This is a genomic window from Acinetobacter nematophilus, assembly GCF_026344175.1.
In the GTDB taxonomy this organism is placed as follows: domain Bacteria; phylum Pseudomonadota; class Gammaproteobacteria; order Pseudomonadales; family Moraxellaceae; genus Acinetobacter; species Acinetobacter nematophilus.
This window is the reverse complement of record NZ_JAPKMY010000005.1, coordinates 151043-168004: the sequence shown is the minus strand read 5'-3', so window position 1 is coordinate 168004 and position 16962 is coordinate 151043. Positions and strand designations below refer to the sequence as shown.

Sequence of the window (16962 nt, the reverse complement as noted above, 5' to 3'; positions counted from 1 at the left end):
ATGCGCCTTATCAGGCGCATTTTTTATAAAGGATTGATGAATAGAGTCAATGTTATGGATATATTTTTTTTGATTTAAAGCTTATTTAGATTAATTCAGAGTTTTAATAAAAATCATAAGCCTTGTAATTTCAGGCGGTTGGCATGTTCACGATAGACTTGCACTGGATCTGGTGCAAAGAGTGCACGTAAACCTAAAATTTGATTGATTTCGTCCAAATGATTCCAACGATAGTTATCTCGAATAGTTCTACCAAATTTCGCACTACAACGTGAAACTAAACCATCATTATCATGACCCGCATTGATCAATAAACTTGTACCAAGCAGTGCTGAATCTAAGTCTAAAAGATTGGTGACCGCTGTATTACCTGTAAATGAAAAAAATTGAATCCCTTTTTCTCGGTAAGCACCTTCACTACATGCTGTAGTACCGACACCCATTGGAAATTTACGGTTAAATAAAACAGATCCTTCGGTCGTTACGCTTTTTCCTCCGGCAAGTGCATCATGCGGAAAGCTTTTGGGATCTAAGCCTTGTGCCCAAACAATCGCCTTCGAGAATAAATTTACAAGACTGACCACCGGTCCTTCAAGAACTGTACCTTCTGCATTCAGAATGATATCTGCAACGGGGCTTCCTCTCTGCGGTGAACCGATAGCGGTAACTGATGCAACGTGATTAGGCATGATTCCTGCAACATAGCGACTGGTTGGACCACCATGAGAATGACCAATTAAATTTACTTTTTGGCTGCCTGTAATGGCTAAAATCTCTTCTACTTGTTGAGCCAGCTGTTCACCGCGTACTTCAGTTGAGTTAAATGGTGATACACGTGTCGCCCATGTATTTGCACCGTTACGCGCCAAATTAGGTAAAATTTGATACCAGTAGTCGAGACCTAAAACATCGCCAACGCGAATAAATCCTGCCATACCATGAGCAAATACAATGGGGTATTGGGTTTTTGCATAATCAGAACTTATTTTTGTTGCAGTGATTGGTTGTGCTGTGGATGCATGTACAGTGGATAAGGTACATGCGAGAAATAGACCTGCGATCAGATGTCCATATTTCATCATCAATCTCCATTGGTTTTATTATTGGGTTTTTTGGTATGTATCGTTTTTTAACGTAGCAAAGCTGAAGTGATGTAATCGATGAGATTTGGATGAAAAACAACCTAAACTGTAACTTAATATTTTACTTTTCGATAAAAATCACGTTGCCATAACAGTGGATGGCAACGTGATTTTTTAATCAAACATAAATAAAATTTACTGTTGTTGATCTCACAGTAAATATTTTAGACACGTTATAAGCCTTCTAGTTTCAAACGGTTGGCTTGTTGGCGAAATTGATCGACTGGATTTGGTGAAAATAATCCGCGCAATCCTAAAATTTGATTGACCTCATCCAAGTGGGTTTGATCGTAATTATCTCGAATGACTTGTCCGAAATGAGTATTACAACGACTCACTAAACCATCATTGTCTAAGTTTTTATAAGACAATGGTGCAAGAGTAGAAATTGCAGCATCAGTCAGATCAAGAACATTGGTCAATTGTGCTTTGCCTGTCCAGGAATAATGGTAAACACCATTTGCAGTCACTTTCTGACCATTGCCACAATCCTGAGGAATCGCTGCACTTGGAAATTTTGCATTAAATTCAGCAGAACCCTTTTCACTGATGCTTTGCAGTGAGTGATTTAAACTATTTGGGAGTGATGGATTATTTTCCAAAAGCGTAATCACAGGTGCCACAATATATTGGCTGACAACAGTTAACAACGCATTAGAACCCTGATTATTCAATAGATCATCAGCAACTTTGGACCCTTTTATTGTTCCTGCAACAGCTGTTAAAGATGCAACTTTATTGGGCGCAACGATTTCAATATAACGGATGGTTGGTCCACCATGACTATGTCCAATCAGATTTACTTTGGCGGATCCCGTTAATGCCAAAACCTCATCCACTTGCTGTAAGAGTTGTTCACCTCGAACTTAGGTCGTTTCTAAAGGAGACACTTGAGTTGCATAGACTCTTGCACCATTTCGAGCAAGATCGGGGAGGACCTGATAAAAATAATCTAAGCCAAATGATGATGTACCAAGCCGAGTGAAACCAAACATGCCGTGGTTAAATACGATTGGATACTTGGTTTTTGCATAGTCAGAATTTACATAGTTCGGCGTGACAGTTTGTAGCCCTGATGCTGAGACTGTCATTGCACTGAGTCCGAGGATGAAACCCAGCCCAAGTGAACTGATCTTTAATTTCATTTTTAAATACTCTTTTTGTTTTAACTGAATAAATAACCCACAATTTCTAGAATTGTAAGTTGGTGTAGATTACAGTCCTTGTAACTTCAAACGGTTGGCATGTTGTCGATATAGGGCAACAGGATCCTGTGAAAACCAAGCTCTTAAACCAAACATCATATTGGCTAAATCCGTATGATTTAAATCGTAATTATCTCTAATCACTTGACCAATATGCGTACTACAACGCGGCACCATACCATCATTATCAGTGTTGCCATACACTAAGGGGGCAAGTTGCATTAATAGGGTATCGATATCGAATAAATTTGTGGTTTGTGCGGTTCCTCCCCAAGAGTAGTAATGAATTCCATTTTCAACTTTCGCCCCTGTTTGATTACAATCTGGGGCGAGTGCAGCAGTTGGAAATTTGCGATTAAACGTATAAGATCCTGTTTCTGTTAACGACTTCATTGAAGCATCAAAGTTAATGGGTAAACTAGGGTTTGCTTGAGCCCAAGCAATTACAGGGCCAATAATATATTGACCAAAAATATTAAGAACAGTTTTAGTCACTTGATTATTCTGGATACTATCTGCAACACGAGTTCCTCGAAAAGTTCCACCTACGCCAGTGATAGACGCAACATATTGAGGCTTGACAGCCGCAACATAGCGTACAGTTGGACCGCCATGACTGTGCCCAATCAAGTTGACTTTTTCTTTTCCAGTAATGGCAAGCACTTCTTCAACCTGGGTAATCAGTTGTTCGCCACGTATCTCAGTGGTGTTTGCAGGGGACAACTGTGCTGCAAAAACAGTGGCGCCGTTGCGCGCCATGTCGGGTAAGATTTGATACCAATAGTCAATATTGAAACTACTGTTTCCTATACGTGACCATCCGAGCCAACCATGTGTCATAACAATTGGATAATTCGTTTTTGCATAATCAGACTTGATCATATCTTTGACTTGCAAAATGCCTGAAGATGCCTGTGTCAAGCTGACTAAACAGAGTCCCAACACGCAACATATACAGCGTCCCAAACGATTTTTTATTGTCCTGTTTTTCATTTCTTTTCTTTCCCTGTAATGTCAAAAGATTATTGACTAATTTGCAAACGGTAATTTACCTCCTTGGTCATGTACTGTTTCAAATGTTTGTAATCTAAGCTGTTCTTGCTGATTGGAAAATTGTTGTGATTTGAGTTGCTGTATTGCACTTTTTTTAGCGGAATCAGACATATTGCTGTTGAGAATTGTGTCTCGCTCAGATAAATATTGGTTTACTTTATTTTTCCAGTCACTTCTTTGAACATCCAGTGTTTCTAGCCGTTGAGTTGCTTCTGGACCAACAAGGTTCGTGCGCATTTGGTGCAGTTCTTGTGCTGAACCCTCGCGTGCTTTAATCTCTGCGCTAAGTTTTCGAAGGTCTTCAAGTTGGTTGAGTTGTTTTAGATTTTCTTTCCAATCTTCGGGAAGCTGATCGAACAGGGCTTTGAGTTTTTTGGCTTTTTCAGTTGCAGATAATGCTGAGTCATCCATCACCGCCATGCGATCGACTGTATATTGGTCATAGGTATCTTGCGTACCAAATAAACCTTGGATTTCATAATCTGAGAAGAATTTCTTTCTTAAACTTTTGGTATTATCCACAATCTGTTGATAGTATTTTGCACTTTCCTTGTCCGCATTGGGTGCTTGCAAATCTGCTAATTTACTTCTGTAATCCATGTAGCGAGTCCATAAATCACTCAACTGAGATAGAACAGGGTCTTGGTAGCTTGCTTGAATATAACGCTGAAAATCTGTTTTGATTTGTTCAATTGTTTTTTCACCGTACTGGGTAATGAAATATTCAAAACAGTCTTTGGTTTGTTCATTGACAATTAAACGATTGGAACCATCTACTCGAATCTGGCAATTAATTTGTGTGTCTCGTTGGCTTTTGCTGGCAAAACTTGAAGCTTCTGATGTTGAAAGTTTAGAGAAGGCCATTTGTCCTTCGGAATGCAGTGTATTTCCAGAACTCTGCTGTGCTTCAACTGTTTGATGATTGGGCCTAAGCCAGAAAATGACTGTCAAAATCACCACTAAAAAAATAATCAGTGCTATCCCAAGCGTTTTTTTCCTCGATGAATCCATCTAATGTCCTATATTTTTTGTATTTTTATTCAAAAATAATTTGCCATAAAACAGCCAGTTTCAAATATAAAATTTGTAAAAATAGATGAGTGGTTTTTGTTAAAATAACCCATCGACTTATGTATAAAGATCAAGATGTCCTCAAAAGCCCAGAAGATTCCACGTCGTCACATCAGTGGTGTATTTTTATTGAATAAACCATTGGGCATTAGTTCAAATGCAGCATTGCAAAAAGTTCGTTGGTTGTATCGAGCACAGAAAGCCGGGCATACAGGTGCACTTGATCCTTTGGCTTCAGGCTTATTGCCGATTTGTTTAGGCGAAGCGACCAAGTTTTCGCATTATTTATTAGATTCGACCAAACGTTATCGAACAACGATTCAGCTTGGACAGAGTACCACTACAGGGGATGTAGAAGGTGAAGTGTTACTGGAAAAGCATGTTCCTGAATTAGACCAAACCCATATTGAGCAGGTTCTTGCACAATTTACAGGTGATATTCAGCAAATTCCCCCGATGTATTCAGCTTTAAAGAAACAAGGTCGTCCTTTGTATGAGTTGGCTCGGCAAGGCATTGAGATTGAGCGTGAAGCACGTCCTATCCATATTTTCGCTGTTGAACTTATTGATTTTACATCGCATAGCCTGACTTTAGATATCACATGTTCTAAAGGGACTTATATCCGAGTGTTGGGTGAAGACATTGCCAAAGCATTAGGTACGTATGGACATTTGACCTATTTACATCGGATTCAGACTGGTCACTTTGATTTAATCCCAGAATATACCATCGAATATTTGGAAAGCTTAACCGAACAAGCGCGAGAAAAGTTGTTGCTTCCTGTGTATGCACCAATTGATCATTTTCCAAAAATTCAAGTACCTGACGGTCGTGCAGAATATTTCTGCCGCGGTATGGAAAGTAATATTGATCATCCTGCAGTCGCAGAAGTGCTTGTATTCGATGCTGAAAAATGTTTAGGGTTGGCTGAAATTACGGATAAGAAGCGTTTGGTACCGAAGCGTGTTTTAAATCTTTAATTGGAAAGATTGCCTAAAAATTCAGTGGATTGAAGAACGAGCGCTCTTCAAATATAGCTCCGTTAAAGATAAGTGAATGTTATGGAATTTGATATTATTCTCAGTTTAGTGTTTTTTGCCTTTTGCGCAGGTGCCATTGATGCCGCTGTAGGAGGTGGTGGGCTGATTCAAATTCCTGCTTTAATGGGTGCATTACCTCATTATCCGACAGCAACGGTTTTTGGGACCAACAAACTAGCGTCTATTTGTGGAACGGCATCCGCAGCATTTTCGTATTTGAAACAAGTCAAAATTGAATGGAAATTACTTGCGGTTATTGGGATCACAGCATTCATCAGCTCATTTGGCGGTGCCGCTTGTGTTGCACTAATACCCCAGGAAATTTTGCGTCCCTTTGTCTTGTTTATGCTGATTGTCATCGCAATCTATACGTTTTTTAAAAAACAGTTTGGACAAGTACATTTTCAACAGGAAATTAGCCATAAAATGCTGTTGATCGCGGGTATTGGTGGTTTATTGATTGGTTTCTATGATGGAATTTTTGGACCAGGCACAGGCAGCTTTTTTATTTTCTATTTTATTCGTTATCTGAAAGTTGATTTTTTACATGCTTCGGCACTTTCGAAAATCGGCAACTTTATGACCAATTTTGCCGCATTGAGCTTCTTTATTCCTACGGGGCATGTGCTGTTTCAACTGGGCTTGATGATGGCGGTCGCCAATATTTGTGGCTCTCTGGTGGGGGTAAAAATGGCGTTGAAATATGGAAGCGGTTTTATTCGAATTTTATTTTTAATTTTGGTCAGTATCTTGATTTGCCGTTTGGGCTATCAAATGTTCACGGCTTAAGATTCATATTCAAAGTACCCCGCAAAATTTAGGTTTTTTTGATACAAAAAACTCTTAAATTTTGTGGGGCTTTTTTTTGAGGGTTTATTTATGATTGATGACTTATTCAGCGAAATTTATCGACTCAATAAAACAAACATCACCGCTCACATAGAATCAAAAAAAGAGGGATTTTGATGAACATATTCGAGGCTTTACGAGAAAGCCATAGGATTCAGAAGGATTTGTCTGAACAGCTCATCCACACATCAGGCGATACGCCTGAGCGACGGAAAATTTTCAATTTACTGAAAAATGAACTATTTGCACATGCAGTCGCCGAGGATCGTTATTTTTACAGTCCACTGATGATGACGGATTCAGGTTTAAATATTACACGTTTGGCACTTGCTGAATATCAAGAAATGGAGGCGATTTTAGATTCTTTAGAACAAACTGATTTTAGTCATTCACGTTGGTTGGTACTGGCAAAAAGATTATCTGATACTGTTGCAGGACACATTGACCAGAAAGAGCAAAATTTTTTTATGAAAGCAGGGAAAATTTTAGATGAAAATCAGAAAATAAGCTTGGCGAAAAAATATTTGTCAGAATATAAAAAGTACAAAGCAAAAGAAATAATGCGTTTGGTTGGGTGATTCAACTCATTTTACCTGAACGCAAACACGAAGACGGGATTGAAATTAAGCTGAGTTTGAGCAGATAAGACATTTTACTGATCAAGCACAATTATGTTTTACGGTATGAGTTTTTGAACAGATTGACTCTATTTGATCATAGTTTAATTGGATCATAGTTTAATAAAATCAATCGGCTTAGTTTGACTCCAGCACCCCATGTATCGAATAGGCATGCTAGAAAAAGTGACTGAAAAAGATCAGTCATTATTGAGTGCTGATGGGTTTCGTGCAGAACGGAGGGTTACTCCTACGGAAGCGGTCATAATACAAATCAAGGCAATAATTTGCCATGTCGTGATATGTTCATTGAGTAAGACCATTCCTGCAATTGCTGCCAGAGCAGGAGATAAGCTGGACAAGGTTCCATAGCTCATTTTACTGAGTCGTTTTAAGGCAAGTAAATCTAAAGCATAAGGAATTGCAGTGGCCAAAAGCGCAATCAGTAAGGCTTTACCCCAATATTGAGTTTGTAATAAAGCCTGTGAATCATGTACTACACTGATTGGCAACATGACCAGTGCAGAGAGGACAATCCCAATACTGAGCGCGTGCATACCAATATTTTGGCGGACCACTTTTTGCCCAAAGTAAATATAGCTTGCCCAGCAAATCCCCGCTCCAAGTGCAAAAGCTGCACCAAGATAAGAAAAGTTATGTGCATTGGCATCCTGCCAGGGCACCATTAATGCGATACCAACGATGGCAAGAAAAACCCAAAGATAATCACTTTTTTGTTTGATCGAGACAAGTGCTAATGTCAGTGGACCTAAAAACTCAAGGCCAACCGCAATGCCTTGCGGGAGCTTGCCTAAAGAAGCATAGAACAATACATTCATCAAACACACAGAACCACTATAGTACAGTAATTCTTTCCATCTTAGGTACGGCAAGCGTTTGATAATCTTCCAAGAACGAAACATTAAAATAATTAAAATGGAAGCAAAGCATAATCTTAACGTTACGACCGTAATGGGATCTAAAACTTCAAATAGCTGCTTTGCAAACGAAGCACTGATCTGATAAGCCACCATAGATAAAACCATGAAAAGCACAGCAGTGAGTTGAGAATTTGGCATGTCTATGGTGTAAAAAAGGATTGGACAGATTTTAACACTTTCTCAGATTTATTTTAGTATTTCGTAATATATGAATAGAGTCTGTTGCCATTTCAGCTATCTATTGCGGTATTGGTCAAAAAGACATCAATACGCTATGAAATGTAGCTCATGGCGATCCCCTTGTACAAGTTTTACAATGCCGTTAATGGAGGTTTTACCCTAATCCCACGGGACAGGAATAGGGAATTGGTCTTGTTGATTTAGAATGACCGAGCTTCAAAAGAGCAGTCTTGCACTGTCTAAAAAATGTCCTCTGTCGCCAGCATCTGTAAACGATCAGCAGACGCTCATTTTAATATTTTTCTTTGAGATTATGGATAGTCCTCTGTAAGATAACAGAGATTATAATTGCAATGGCACATATGTTAGGAATAAAAGATGTCAGGACATACCAACAATATTGAAAATATGACGTTAAATACGGCAGACAATTCACAAGCAGAAGCTTGGTATATCGAAGTCCTCAAGTTGGAACAACAAGGTTTTGCTCAAACTGAACAAGATGCTCAGACACGTGTGGATTTGTTGGTCAATGCATCCAATCAAGACTTTGCGCCGGCGAGTACTTTGTTAGGTCAATGGCATGTCTTGGGACGTTATTTAAATCAGAGTATCCCTTCAGCGATTCTTTTTTTTCAACATGCTGCAAAGCTTAATCATGGTTTAGCTCATTTGGAACTTGCCTATCTTGGATTAAACCATGCAACTGATCAGTTGACCCAAGCGCAAGCATTGCTGCATTTGCAACAAGCTGTTCAATTAAACCATCCAGAGGCAATTTTTGTCTATGCACAGCAACAACTTGTACAAGATCCGCAAGCTGCTTACCAATTACTTTTAGACAATTATTTAAACAATCAGCACCAAAATAGTTTGAAATTTTGTGTCGAGTTTTCAGGATTTGATCCAATCAAGGTACAAAATGAATTGCTCAAGATTGCTGAAAAAGATCATTTCGCCTGTGCCTTGTTGGCATTCAGTTATTTCACGCAGCACAATCTAGATGCTGCTTTTAAATATGCTGAAATTGCTCAGCAACACAATGATCCTTTTGGTTGCTATGTTCGTGCTTTAGTTGAGCAACAACGTGATCAAGGGGATGCAACGCTTGCTCAGGAGTTTTTACTCAAAGCTGCCAAACATGGACATATTGAATCGGCTTACTTGGCCGCAGTGAACTTGCTCAAAAATGCTGAAAATGCCAAGACTGAACAGAAACACCAAGACTATGCCGCACTTGCTGTTGAATTATTATCACATGCAGCTGTTGCAGGGCATGTGTCAGCTCAATATTCACTAGCACAATGTTTACGTTATGGTTTAGGTACTGAAAAAAATCCTGATCAAGGTGTTTCTTGGCTTGAGCGTGCAGCAATGCGAAACCATCCGGATGCACAATTTGAACTGTCAATGCTGTTGCCATTGCAGCACGAACATCATCTGCCATTATTAAGTACTGCGGCAGATAAAGGACATACTCAGGCGATGCTGTGTATGTCGATTTATGAACAGCGTCAAGATAATGCACAAGGCGCACTAGATTGGTTAAACAAGGCGAAAGAACTTAAAGTACCACGTGCATTTTTTCTACTGGCTCAAATGTATAGAGAAGGTAAATGTGTTGATGTTGATTTGAGCCAAAGTGCTGATTTATTTAAACAGGCAGCAGATCATGGCGATATAGATTCTTATTTTGAACTGTTTAAAATTTATAAAGATGGAATCGGTGTGCGAAAAAATAAGAAAACAGCCAGTAAATATTTAGATTTAGCGAAAGAAAATCAGCATATTGAAGCAGCATCTATTGAGTTTTAAATCAAAGAGCCGTTGATGAAAGATTTATTACAACACACTTTTGCGCATGTAGAGACTTATATTCACCATACAGGTCGCTTATTTGTGGTGGGGGATATTCATGGTCATTATGATGCATTGATGCAAAAGTTGGCAGATGTGCACTTTGACTTTCAAACTGATGTATTAATTGCTCTAGGTGACCTTGTCGATCGGGGTCCTGAGAGTTTGAAATGTTTGAATTTGATTGATGAACCGTGGTTTAAAAGCATTCTTGGTAATCATGAGGAAATGTGCATTTTATCCCATGTCGATACCATGATGAAAAATTTGCATGCCCAACATGGGGGTGAGTGGTTTTATGCTTTAAGTTTCCAACAACAAAAACGAGTAATTGAGAAGCTGGAAACATTACCTGTACTTTTAGAAGTCATATATCAAAACAAAAAATATGGTTTTGTGCATGCAGATATTGATCTTAATGATTGGGAAGCCTTTAAATTATCGACACGGGTGAAAAGCAGAGAGTTGGCACTTTGGGGGAGAGGTAGAATTAAAAATAAACGCTTTATGCGTTATTCGAATGTTAAGGGGGTTGAGCAGGTTTTTCTAGGACATACCGTAGTTGATTATGTAACCAAGAAACATAACTGTTATTTTCTCGATACAGGTGTTTGTTTTGGGCGTGAATTAACACTTGTTGAAATAGATTGCCAGCTTCCTATAGAAAAACAGCGATGTGTAATCAAATCTTAATCCAATAAAATTATAGCTTGTTTTATATGAACTTTATTTTCAAATCCTTTGTAATAGTCATCATTTGATTCCCCTATTGATTGAAATTTATTGTTATTTTGCCTTGTGGATTAGTTGTCTATTGAGAGAAACAACATCAAATTTTTGAAATAAAATGTCTATAGCGGGAAATAAATACAGATTAAACTTAATTTTGTTAAATGTGTCACAAAAATATTAAAAAAGGCGATTAAAATGAAAAAATATATAAAATGGTTTCTTTTTGCAATGATTGGCATATTTTTGGTTGCATGTAAGCCTACTGCTAAATTTGAATATAGTCCCACTACACCCAATACAGGTGAAATTGTCAAATTTGATGCAACGAAAAGTACGGTATATAAAGCAAAAGAAGGTAATGCAATCCGCACCTATGCTTGGAATTTTGGTGACGGTACCCAGGGAACTGGTGCTACAGTTGAACATACCTATACAAAAGTGGGTCAATATACAGTCACTTTGAATGTTACAGATCTCGCTGGTCAAACCAACTCAACAACACAAAAAATAAAAGTAAAACAAGGGGCTGCAACAATAAACCGTGATGTGGCAATTTTAGCACAGACATCAGATGGTACTTTACTTTCTCATGCTAAAGTTACAATACAAGGGCAAAGCGTAAATACAGATCAAAATGGCCGTGCAATTTTAAAACTTACACTTCCTCAAAATATGCCGCAAGTTATTGCTACATTCGAAAAATCAGGGTTTATTCGTCAGTCCATTGTATATGAGGTGGCAAATCTAAAAGCACTTTCTGTAAATTTATTAGCGATTAAACAGGTTGTTCCTGTTTCTGATATCTCGATGGCTCAAGTGATTCAATCTCAAAATTTGGGTGCAAGCATTACGATTCCTGCAAACGCTTTTGTAAAAAACAATGGTGAGTTGGCAACGGGTCTGGTAAATGTCGAATTTACGCCTTGGGATATTACCAATGCTGATCTAAATGCGATGCCTGCCAATGGTGTTGCAAGAGATGCGCAAGGCAATATCGTTAATTTAATTAGTGCAGGTATGATTACAGCAACATTTAAAGATTCTCAAGGTCAAGAGCTACAACTGGCCACAGGTAAGACAGCAGATATTCAAATGAATTTGCCTGTAAAAAGTCTCAATAATCAAGAGATGAAAGTTGGAACTGAAATCCCAATGTGGTATTTCGACGAAACCAATGGATTGTGGAATGAAGAAGGCAAAGGCCAAGTTGTTGCGTCACATCAGTCATCTACAGGTCTTGCAGTACATGCAACAGTGCATCATTTTTCAACATGGAATTGGGATTTAAAATTTGAAAATTCAGGTTCGGTTTTTGTTCAATGCCAATCTAGTGGACAAGCACTTCCGTGTAATGTAACAGCAAGAATCACCTTAAATGATGGCTCAGCTTTAACCAAATCGAATAGTGTTCCTAAAGAAGGTCTAAGCGTGGTAAATATGCCTTCGAGTGGTTCAATTTATTGGTCTGCTAAAGATTTAACAGGTACCATGTTGGGTGAAAAAACTTCGGCAACCTCTGGTAATGTGATCATTGATCTTGGAAAACCAACGACGGATCATTTTATAAAATGTGAGCTTCCCAATGGTACAGCAGTGTCATGTTCAGGGAAAATAAATGAAAAGTTTGGATTTTCAGTAGCGCAAGATGGTGGTCGCTTGATCACAGGTATCAAAGCTCCAGATGGACAGTTGGACTGGTCAGCACAAAGCACTTTAATTTTTGAAACTCATCAATGGGTACGTTATAAAGGCAAACAAGTTACAGGTCTGACTGGCAATGTGAATATTGTCTTGACCGATCGTGAAGTCGTTTATAGCAATAGCCAAGGTTTAACTTTTCCTGCCGTTTGTACCAGTTTGGTCAATTCTTCAAATGGACCCATTGAACCGAATGGCAATTGGGAAGTTATACCTGAGTTAATTGGAAAATCGTGTCTGATCGACATTACGGTATATACAATTCAAGGTACGGAGGAGACATTGAGCTATAAAGCAATTTATGGAAAACCGCTACTCATTCAATTACCCAATCAATATTCAGGTTTTGATGTAAGTGGAACAGGGCCTATCAATTATTTAAGCATTTATGCATTGATACAAGACAATGGACAAGAATGGGTGGAGCGAATTGGTTTTGAATCAGAGCCAGATCAGAATACGATGATCAAGCTATTGATGGGTGAACCTGACTGGTAGTTTTTACATGAAACTCATTAAAACCACCTTCCGAGGTGGTTTTTAGATTTGCTTTCTTTTTTGGACAGTCACCGTACAACCAATTGAAGCACTAATAATGGTGGCTAAAGCTAACCACTGAGTCCATAGTAATTGTTCGCCTAAGAATATAAACCCAGAAAATGCAGCAATCGCGGGCTCAAGACTCATCAGTGTTCCAAAACTTAAAGCGGATAAATTTCTTAAAGCAATCATTTCCAAAGAAAAAGGCAAGGCACTTGCTAAGATCGCTAATACAATAAAATAAATCAGATTTGAAGGCTGAAAAATCTCACTAGGCATTCCTGAGAACAAGGCAATCGGTAATAAACACAGTGTTCCGACCAACATGCCTAAACATACGGTATGATTTCCTGAGACCCCTGAAGGGCGTTGTCCTGCAACAATATATAATGCCCAACATGCACCCGCAGCCAAGGCTAACACAATACCTACTGGATCAAGGTTGTGTTGAGCTTGATCAAAGGGGAATAATAAAATCAGTCCAATGATGGCCAGTCCAACCCATATAAAGTCGAATTTTTGTCGGGCATGAAACAGTGCGACACTCAAAGGACCAATAAATTCAAAAGCGACAGCAATGCCCAGTGGGATACGATGGATCGATAAATAGAATAAGGCATTCATTCCTGCAAGTGCTGAGCCATAGCAGATAATTGATGACCACTTGATTTGTTTTAAATTGGCTTGCCAGATTTTAAAAATGACCGCCAAGATCAATCCCCCCAAGAGCAAACGCATGGCAGAAATTGCTAAAACCGGGAAATGATCAAACAGTGTTTTGGCAAGAGCACCACTGCTTTGCATACTGATCATTGCAAAAAGTAATAAAACTAAAGCCTGTAGGTGTGGCGCATTTTTTAAATTTGACATGCTTTGATAAACTTGGAATAAGGATGATCTGTATTAAGAATTTGAATTTTAGCGAACTGCAGTCTTAGAAATGATTGTACCTTTGATCTGAAGTAATGACCAATAAAAAAACCACAGGGATGTTCCTGTGGTTTTTTTGCTTCCAGTAAGCTTAGAACAATACACGTACGCGAATTGTACCTTCAACTTCCTGAAGCGTATCCAGTGCTTCTTGGGATGCAGTTGCATCGACATCCATGACCAAGTAACCCACATCGCCTTTGGTCATTAAAGATTGACCAGAGATATTGATCCCATGTTCAGCAAATAGGTTATTGATCTTAGAAAGAACACCTGGCACGTTTTTATGGATATGAAGTAAACGGTGTTTACCTTCAGTCAATGGAAGTGCAATTTCAGGGAAGTTTACTGCAGATAAGGTCATACCTTTATCTGAATAAGCCACAAATTTCTCTGCAACCTCCAAACCGATATTGGCTTGAGCTTCCATCGTTGAACCACCCACGTGAGGAGTCAGGATCACATTGTCTAAACCACGAAGTGGAGAAACAAATTCTTCACCATTGGCTTTCGGCTCTTTCGGGAATACGTCAACAGCTGCGCCGGCAATATGGCCAGATTTGATGGCATCAGCCAAATCTTCGATCACAACACATGTACCACGTGCTGCATTGAGGAAGATTGCCCCTTCTTTCATTTTTGCAAATTGTTCTTTTGCAAAGAAGTTGCGTGTTGAAGGAACATCTGGAACATGTAGAGTAACCACATCAGCATTGGCAAGTAATTCGTCTAAAGAACCAACTTGACGCGCGTTACCCATTGGAAGTTTGGTCACGGCATCATAATAAATCACATGCATACCCATGCTTTCAGCCAATACTGAAAGTTGTGAACCAATTGAGCCGTAACCCACGATACCTAAAGTTTTTCCACGTGTTTCAAACGAGCCTACAGCTGACTTGTTCCAACCGCCACGGTGTGTAGATGCTGATTTAGCAGGTACACCGCGAAGTAAAAGAATCGATTCTGCAAGAACAAGTTCTGCAACTGAACGAGTATTTGAGTATGGTGCGTTAAATACAGGAATACCACGAATCATGGCTGCATTTAAATTCACTTGGTTTGTTCCAATACAGAAACAACCCACTGCGATCAATTTATTCGCAGCTTCAAAGATTTCTTCAGTTAATTGTGTACGGGAACGAATACCGATGAAGTGAGCATCTTTTACCGCTTCTTTCAACGCTTCACCCTCAAGCGCAGTTTTACGGTAATCGATATTGGTATATCCAGCAGCATTTAATGTGTCGATCGCGTTTTGGTGAACGCCTTCTAACAACAAGAAACGAATTTTATCTTTAGGTAGTGAAAGATGTTGGCTCATTACGGCTCCGCTACAAAGGCCAAATTTAGTCGCAATATGATACCATAGACCTTGTTCTATAGATATTTTGATTGTGACACTACAGTGGATATTTTATCTACGATTTCTGATAAGCATTATTCAAAAATCAAATGACAAGCTAATACATTGATTTTTATACTGCTTACTGATGGCGTTATATACAAAGTGTAGATAATGTGAATCAAATCTGTGCTTTATCCTCAGCAGCCATCTAGGTAAAATAGTGTTGAAATTGGTGAAAATGGAAATTTAAAGTATCAAAAAATGCTGAAAAATTTTCACTAACTGATTTAAAATTTAGAATGTTATATACGACGCCCTTTTTTTACTTCTTGCTAGGTCCGCAAAACGATGAATGCTCCAGTAACGATAGCACCAGAATTATTGACCCAATTGACGCAAATTGTCGGTGAAAATCGGATTAAAACCGATGCGGACAGTTTAGAAAACTGGGGTAAAGACCATACTAAGCATTTTGATCCAAAACCTTCGATCATCGTTTTTCCATCTAGCACAGCGCAAGTGCAAGCCATTGTTCAATTGGCCAATCAATTTAATGTTGCGATCACACCATCTGGTGGACGTACGGGCTTATCAGCTGGGGCTGTTGCAGCGAATGGTGAAATTGTCGTGAGTTTCGACAAAATGAACCAGATTTTAGAATTTTATCCTGCTGATCGGATGGTGCGTATCCAGGCAGGTGTCGTGACTGAGCAGTTGCAGAATTACGCTGAAGAACAGGGTATGTATTATCCAGTTGATTTTGCTTCGGCAGGCTCGTCTCAGTTGGGCGGCAATATCGGAACCAATGCCGGTGGCATTAAAGTCATCAAGTACGGCATGACACGTAATTGGGTACTTGGTTTGACTGTTGTAACTGGAAAAGGTGATGTATTGCGTTTAAACAAAGGCATGATTAAAAATGCCACAGGTTATGCAATGCAGCACTTATTCATTGGCGGTGAAGGTACTTTAGGTTTAGTGACTGAAGCTGAAATTAAACTTGAGCGTCAGCCACATGATCTACAAGTGATGGTACTGGGTGTGCCTGATTTTGATGCGATCATGCCAGTATTGCATGCTTTTCAAAATAAAATTGATCTGACGGCATTTGAGTTTTTTGGCGAACTTGCAATGCAAAAAGTATTGGATCGTGGTCATGTACAACGTCCATTTGAAACTGAATGCCCGTTCTATGTTTTACTGGAGTTCGAAGCCCCATATGAGCCGATTATGGATGCGGCGATGGAAATTTTTGAACACTGTATGGAGCAGGGTTGGGTACTTGATGGCGTAATGAGTCAAAGCCTTGAACAAGTGCAAAGCTTATGGCGTTTACGTGAGGATATTTCAGAAACCATTGCGCCATTTACACCGTATAAAAATGATATTTCTGTACTGATTACGCATGTTCCTGCGTTTATTAAGGAAATTGATACGATTGTAGCGGAGAATTATCCCGACTTTGAAATCTGCTGGTTCGGGCATATTGGTGACGGCAATCTGCATTTGAATATTTTAAAGCCTGCAGATTTGTCGAAGGATGAATTCTTTGCGAAGTGTCAGGTTGTCAATAAACATGTGTTTGAAACCGTGAAGAAATATGATGGTTCGATTTCTGCTGAGCATGGTGTGGGCATGACCAAAAAGCCTTATCTTGATTACACCCGAACTGCTGAAGAAATTGAATACATGAAGGCTTTAAAGCAAGTATTTGATCCAAACGGTATTATGAATCCAGGTAAACTCTTTGATCTTTAA

13 protein-coding genes and 1 pseudogene are annotated in these 16962 nt (G+C 39.0%); 7 read left to right on the top strand and 7 right to left on the bottom strand.

What is annotated here, in order from left to right:
- Nucleotides 1–113: 113 nt before the first annotated feature.
- The 4 genes and pseudogenes from OSH00_RS11495 to OSH00_RS11480 all read right to left on the bottom strand — a co-directional run bounded on the left by OSH00_RS11495 (nucleotide 114) and on the right by OSH00_RS11480 (nucleotide 4411).
- Complete coding sequence (locus OSH00_RS11495) at nucleotides 114–1079, bottom strand: lipase family alpha/beta hydrolase (RefSeq protein WP_266130536.1); 966 nt, start codon at nucleotides 1077–1079, stop codon at nucleotides 114–116.
- A 236-nt stretch (nucleotides 1080–1315) separates the two neighbouring features.
- Nucleotides 1316–2287, bottom strand: a pseudogene (locus tag OSH00_RS11490) (esterase/lipase family protein).
- Between the two features lie 69 nt (nucleotides 2288–2356).
- The gene (locus OSH00_RS11485) at nucleotides 2357–3340 is read right to left on the bottom strand and encodes an esterase/lipase family protein (RefSeq protein WP_266130535.1); all 984 of its coding nucleotides are present in this window, start codon (nucleotides 3338–3340) and stop codon (nucleotides 2357–2359) included.
- 36 nt (nucleotides 3341–3376) lie between these two features.
- Entirely contained in the window at nucleotides 3377–4411 is a 1035-nt protein-coding gene (locus OSH00_RS11480; protein WP_266130534.1) for a lipase secretion chaperone, read from the bottom strand.
- 135 nt (nucleotides 4412–4546) lie between these two features.
- On the opposite strand from OSH00_RS11480, the gene truB reads away from it, so the two are divergent.
- The 3 genes from truB to OSH00_RS11465 all read left to right on the top strand — a co-directional run bounded on the left by truB (nucleotide 4547) and on the right by OSH00_RS11465 (nucleotide 6939).
- Nucleotides 4547–5452: a tRNA pseudouridine(55) synthase TruB gene (gene truB / locus OSH00_RS11475; protein ID WP_266130533.1), complete on the top strand. Its 906-nt coding sequence runs from the start codon at nucleotides 4547–4549 to the stop codon at nucleotides 5450–5452.
- A gap of 81 nt (nucleotides 5453–5533) precedes the next feature.
- Complete coding sequence (locus OSH00_RS11470) at nucleotides 5534–6301, top strand: sulfite exporter TauE/SafE family protein (RefSeq protein ID WP_196075728.1); 768 nt, start codon at nucleotides 5534–5536, stop codon at nucleotides 6299–6301.
- A gap of 176 nt (nucleotides 6302–6477) precedes the next feature.
- The gene (locus OSH00_RS11465; RefSeq protein WP_196075727.1) at nucleotides 6478–6939 is read left to right on the top strand and encodes a hemerythrin domain-containing protein; all 462 of its coding nucleotides are present in this window, start codon (nucleotides 6478–6480) and stop codon (nucleotides 6937–6939) included.
- A 239-nt stretch (nucleotides 6940–7178) separates the two neighbouring features.
- Here OSH00_RS11465 and OSH00_RS11460 read toward each other — a convergent pair whose 3' ends face one another.
- The gene (locus OSH00_RS11460) at nucleotides 7179–8057 is read right to left on the bottom strand and encodes an EamA family transporter (protein ID WP_266130532.1); all 879 of its coding nucleotides are present in this window, start codon (nucleotides 8055–8057) and stop codon (nucleotides 7179–7181) included.
- A gap of 420 nt (nucleotides 8058–8477) precedes the next feature.
- On the opposite strand from OSH00_RS11460, the gene OSH00_RS11455 reads away from it, so the two are divergent.
- The 3 genes from OSH00_RS11455 (at nucleotide 8478) to OSH00_RS11445 (ending at nucleotide 12884) form a co-directional block, all read left to right on the top strand.
- Nucleotides 8478–9914 (top strand): tetratricopeptide repeat protein, encoded by a 1437-nt coding sequence (locus OSH00_RS11455; RefSeq protein WP_266130531.1) that lies wholly within the window; start codon nucleotides 8478–8480, stop codon nucleotides 9912–9914.
- Nucleotides 9915–9929: 15 nt separating this feature from the next.
- Complete coding sequence (locus OSH00_RS11450; protein ID WP_266130530.1) at nucleotides 9930–10649, top strand: metallophosphoesterase; 720 nt, start codon at nucleotides 9930–9932, stop codon at nucleotides 10647–10649.
- Nucleotides 10650–10883: 234 nt separating this feature from the next.
- Nucleotides 10884–12884, top strand: a complete 2001-nt coding sequence (locus tag OSH00_RS11445) for a PKD domain-containing protein (protein WP_266130529.1) — start codon at nucleotides 10884–10886, stop codon at nucleotides 12882–12884.
- A gap of 42 nt (nucleotides 12885–12926) precedes the next feature.
- Here the strand turns inward: OSH00_RS11445 and OSH00_RS11440 are convergent, their stop codons facing one another.
- Both OSH00_RS11440 and serA read right to left on the bottom strand, forming a co-directional pair.
- Entirely contained in the window at nucleotides 12927–13796 is an 870-nt protein-coding gene (locus tag OSH00_RS11440) for an EamA family transporter (RefSeq protein WP_266130528.1), read from the bottom strand.
- Between the two features lie 151 nt (nucleotides 13797–13947).
- Nucleotides 13948–15180, bottom strand: coding sequence for a phosphoglycerate dehydrogenase (gene serA, locus OSH00_RS11435; protein WP_266130527.1), 1233 nt, complete (start codon nucleotides 15178–15180; stop codon nucleotides 13948–13950).
- A 372-nt stretch (nucleotides 15181–15552) separates the two neighbouring features.
- Here serA and OSH00_RS11430 point away from each other — a divergent pair, with 372 nt between their 5' ends.
- Complete coding sequence (locus OSH00_RS11430; RefSeq protein ID WP_266130526.1) at nucleotides 15553–16962, top strand: FAD-binding oxidoreductase; 1410 nt, start codon at nucleotides 15553–15555, stop codon at nucleotides 16960–16962.

Bases quoted from the DNA above. Each gene is read 5' to 3' on its own strand.
- OSH00_RS11460 (WP_266130532.1), bottom strand. From the start codon at position 8,057: ATGCCAAATTCTCAACTCACTGCTGTGCTTTTCATGGTTTTATCTATG.
- OSH00_RS11455 (WP_266130531.1), top strand. From the start codon at position 8,478: ATGTCAGGACATACCAACAATATTGAAAATATGACGTTAAATACGGCA.
- OSH00_RS11450 (WP_266130530.1), top strand. From the start codon at position 9,930: ATGAAAGATTTATTACAACACACTTTTGCGCATGTAGAGACTTATATT.
- OSH00_RS11465 (WP_196075727.1), top strand. From the start codon at position 6,478: ATGAACATATTCGAGGCTTTACGAGAAAGCCATAGGATTCAGAAGGAT.
- OSH00_RS11495 (WP_266130536.1), bottom strand. From the start codon at position 1,079: ATGAAATATGGACATCTGATCGCAGGTCTATTTCTCGCATGTACCTTA.
- OSH00_RS11430 (WP_266130526.1), top strand. From the start codon at position 15,553: ATGAATGCTCCAGTAACGATAGCACCAGAATTATTGACCCAATTGACG.
- OSH00_RS11485 (WP_266130535.1), bottom strand. From the start codon at position 3,340: ATGAAAAACAGGACAATAAAAAATCGTTTGGGACGCTGTATATGTTGC.
- OSH00_RS11445 (WP_266130529.1), top strand. From the start codon at position 10,884: ATGAAAAAATATATAAAATGGTTTCTTTTTGCAATGATTGGCATATTT.
- OSH00_RS11480 (WP_266130534.1), bottom strand. From the start codon at position 4,411: ATGGATTCATCGAGGAAAAAAACGCTTGGGATAGCACTGATTATTTTT.
- OSH00_RS11440 (WP_266130528.1), bottom strand. From the start codon at position 13,796: ATGTCAAATTTAAAAAATGCGCCACACCTACAGGCTTTAGTTTTATTA.
- OSH00_RS11470 (WP_196075728.1), top strand. From the start codon at position 5,534: ATGGAATTTGATATTATTCTCAGTTTAGTGTTTTTTGCCTTTTGCGCA.
- truB (WP_266130533.1), top strand. From the start codon at position 4,547: ATGTCCTCAAAAGCCCAGAAGATTCCACGTCGTCACATCAGTGGTGTA.
- serA (WP_266130527.1), bottom strand. From the start codon at position 15,180: ATGAGCCAACATCTTTCACTACCTAAAGATAAAATTCGTTTCTTGTTG.